The 3,721-nt window shown below is 71.2% G+C and carries 2 protein-coding genes; one reads left to right on the top strand and one right to left on the bottom strand.

The genetic code is table 11. The annotated features are described in order from the left end of the window. Window positions 1-96 precede the first annotated feature (96 nt). Window positions 97-1,368 carry a replication-relaxation family protein gene (locus ACIOHG_RS37690; protein WP_400958169.1) on the top strand — a complete coding sequence of 424 codons (1,272 nt, stop codon included), beginning with the start codon at window positions 97-99 and terminating at the stop codon, window positions 1,366-1,368. 698 nt (window positions 1,369-2,066) lie between these two features. Here ACIOHG_RS37690 and ACIOHG_RS37695 read toward each other — a convergent pair. After that, window positions 2,067-2,444, bottom strand: coding sequence for a hypothetical protein (locus ACIOHG_RS37695; RefSeq protein ID WP_400958171.1), 378 nt, complete (start codon window positions 2,442-2,444; stop codon window positions 2,067-2,069). Window positions 2,445-3,721: the final 1,277 nt, after the last annotated feature.

The raw sequence follows: 3,721 nt of genomic DNA on the forward strand, positions 1-3,721 counted from the left end.
CCAGCTCCCACAACCCGTCCGGAACAATCCAGCTCCACGTACCCCGCCCCATGCCCTAACCAACGAGCCATCACCACATAGGACACGGTCTAAGACGTGGCGGCTGGAGGGCAGGGCGGGGTTGGATGCGGCGGCCGCTGTGCTCGGGATGGTCCGTTCGGAGATGGGTTCAACGGCCCGGGGGCGGGCCGCTCCGGTGCCCGGCACGCGATGGCGGTCAACGAGACGATCGCCGCGTTCGTCCTGGGCGGCAGCGTGCCCGGGGCGGCGGGCGGGGTCGGTACGGTGCGGTCCTGGTCGACCGAGACGGAGTTTGTGCTGCCGGGTGGCAGGCGCAAGGTGCGCCCGGACGGGGTGTGGCAGGCCCCGGAGATCGGGGTGCCGGTGCTGATGGTGGAGGTCGACCGCTCCACCATGGCCCCGGCCGCCGTCGCCGCGAAGTTCCCCCGCTACCGCGAGCTGTTCCGCACCAGGGTCCGCGACAACGACCCGGCCCGCTCCCACCACGAGCCGGCCGACCGCACGGTGCACTGGTGGCGCCGCACCTGGCCCGGCCACTCCCGGCCCGGGTACCCGCCCGTCGCCCTGGTCGTCACCGGTGCCGGGCCCGTCGCCCTGGCAGGCCGGCAGCAGGCGGTGGCGGACCTGTCCGGCGACTGCTGGTGCGGCCGGTGGTGCAGGGAGGTCCGCGACTGCAACGACGACGGCTGGCGCGAGTACGACGACGCCCTGCCCATCATCGCGACCACCCTTCAGCTGCTGGCCGGCCACGGCCCGATGGGGCCCATCTGGTGGCGCTTCGGCCGCCCGGGCCGGCACTCCCTCACGGAGGCGCTGGAGAACCCGAACAACCGGGCCGCCTACGACCTGCGCCAGGCCGCCCGAGAGGACGAGCAGCAACGGGTCCGCCAGGAGCTCATGGACACTCTGGTCTGCATCGACTGCGGCGACATCCCCGAGGAGGAGACCACCTGGGTGTACGGCAGCCGCCAGTGGACCCGCCGCCCGGGTGGCCGCTGCTGGACCTGCCACCAAGACCGCGAGGAGCGCCTGGAACGGGAGGCCGAAGAACAACTGGAGGCCGCCCGAGCCGCGAACGCGGCGTTGCGTCCGTGTTGGACGTGTCGGGGTTCGATCGGCGGGAAGGAAGGCTCGAAGCTGGAGCTGCGGGAGAAGGCCCGGCCGGACCGGCTGGAGTGCCCCGGCTGTGAACAGGCCCGCGCCGCAAAGGACTTGGGCCCGCTGATGCTGCCCGCCCCGACCAAGCGCGAGTTGGTGGCCGCGTTGGTCTCCACTCCGGACGATCCGTGGTGGGAGGTGCGGGTGCTGCACGCGAAGCTCTACCCGGCGAGGTACCGCAGGGTGTGACCTGTTGGTTGTGGTGGGGGTGTTTTGGCTTCTCGGGCTGGATTGTCTGGACCTTTGGTTCGGGTGTGTCGGGGTGGGTCCGCTGTGTGGCCGGGGGCGGTTTTGGTGACTGTGTGTGACAGTTGCCGTGTCGGTCGAACTTGCTTTCGTTTTATAGGTATGTGTGGCGTTTATTCGTACACATATTCCTTCGCTGTTGTTTGTTAGTTTTTTTTGGGGCGGGTTTCTTGTTTTTGGGTTGGGGTTCCTTGGTGGGGGTTTTCTGTGCTGGTGGGTGTTCGGTGTGTCGGGGGTCTGCCTGCTCGCCTGCTGCTGGGTCCGGCCGGCGTCCGGCCGCCTTCCTGGCGTCCGGCTGCGGTGCCCCGCTGGTGGGCCCCGGTCGCCGTCCTGGTCGTCGTTCTGGTTGGCCGTCAGGTGGTCCCGCTGCGCCCGGTGGGCCGCCGTCCAGGTCCTGCCGTCCGGGCGGGTGCTCGTCGCCGCGTCTTTCGCCGGGTGGCTGGGGTTGGTGTTCGGTTTCGTCCGGGCCGGCCCGCTGTTCCTGTTGGCCGTGCCCGCGTTGCTGTGCTGTCGTCCCGGGCCTGTCTGGGGGTGCTGGGCGCCGTCCCGGGCTCGCCGTCCCGGGCCTGCCCCGCCGCCTGGGCCGCCGCCTGGGCCGCTCTTCGCGTCGCCGTCCGGGGCCGCGGCGTTGTCTGGGCGTGTCAGCGCCGTCGGTGGCGTGTCATGCCTTCCCGTAGGCGGTTCGCGCCGGTCACGATGGGGTGCTGGAACGGTATCGCTGCTAGCAGCAGGCACTGGGCGATCGCCGCGGTCGGCAGGTGCAGCGCGTAGGCACACGCTGCGGGCAGGATCAACGACAGTGCTGCCGTGACAAGGGCGATCCGCTTCAGGCCGGGTGTGGTCCCGCGGCCTGACTTGTTGTCCGCCCACGCTTTGATGCCGATGGCGAGACCGGCGAGGAGCAGTGCCACCACTTCCACAGTGGTCAGCACCACGGCCACGAGAACGTCGACTGCCAAGTGAACCATCGGGTCATCCTCGTGCCCGTCCCCGGTGCCGTCCTGAGTGCGGATACTCAAGTCCGCGGCTGCTGCTCGGCGGTGACTGGTCGGGAAGGCCGGCTTTCTCGGCGGCCGGGTCCTGGTGGTGGTGCTCGGCGGCCGGTGGCGGCCGTCCGGCCGTCGCGCTCGTGCCGCCCGTCCCGGCCGTCCGGGTGCAGCGCCCCGCCATCGCCGTGCCCCGCAGCTGCTGCGCCCTGGCCGCCGTCGTGGTTCGGTGTTCGGTTCGGCGGTGCGGCTCCGGGAATTGCTCGACTGGTGCTGGGCGGGATTTCTTTGGCGGTCTGGGAGGGTGGTCGCCGTGTCGGGCTGGAGGGCCGTAGGCCCCTTTCTGGCGTGCCTGAATTCGATTCATTGCCGCTGCGCCTAGAAACGGCTGCAAATTACCGCCTGAAAATGGGCGGAGCGGGAATTTGGGTTCCCCGCCGGGAGTGCGGTGGGATAGGGCCGGGGTGGGCGGTTACCCCGAGGCTACTTTTTCACGTTCGGGCCCGTTCGCGCTCGTCCGAAAACCGCCGTGATGGAGCTGTAAGATGCTCCCGGAAGCACCGCCGGAAACGCGCGATAAGTCCCTGGGAAAGCGGTCCTGGATTTCCGGTTGAGGGTCCGTCGGGGGCCGCCGTCCGGGCCGCCGATGAGGGCCCGCCACCGGGGCCGGGGAGGCCCGGGCCGGGTGGGTGGCAGGACCGTGGGCCCACCCGCGCCCCCGAGGGCCGCAGGCCCCGCCCCGGGGTGGCGGATGGGCCGTCAGCCCAGCAACGGCAAGGCTGGACCGGTCACCGGACCGGCCATCGGCCGGGACCGGGGGAGGACTCCCGGGGGTGGGGTTGTGGCCAGTACCCGAAGTCCGCGACACATCGTCAACGCCGTGGGCCGCAGGCCCCGGCCGGCACCCCCGCCCGATCGGAGGGATGGCCCGCTACCCGAATTTCGCGTCACATCGTCAACGCCCGCCCCCCCGGGCGCAGCCCGGGAAACCCTGCCGCCCAACCGGCCCGCAGGGCCACCGAAAGGCAAGCCCGGGAAAGCCGGAACGCCGACCGGTTGACGGGCCGCAGGCCCGGCGCATTGCCCCGGAATTGGTGGAGCGCAGCGATGTCGAATGCCCGCCACGATGGCGCGCACCAAGCCCGCGAATTCGCCATCGGCGAATTCCCCCAACCCCGCACCCGCCTGCCGAGGCGCAGCCGTGGCCACGCCACGCACGGTGACGCCGCAGGCGGCACCCTCGCACCTGACGGCGCGTCAGCGCCGTTGCTCCCGCGCCAGCGGGAGCTCAAGCCGTAGGCTTCCGCCCC

Source organism: Kitasatospora sp. NPDC088134 (assembly GCF_044741705.1).
GTDB lineage: Bacteria > Actinomycetota > Actinomycetes > Streptomycetales > Streptomycetaceae > Kitasatospora.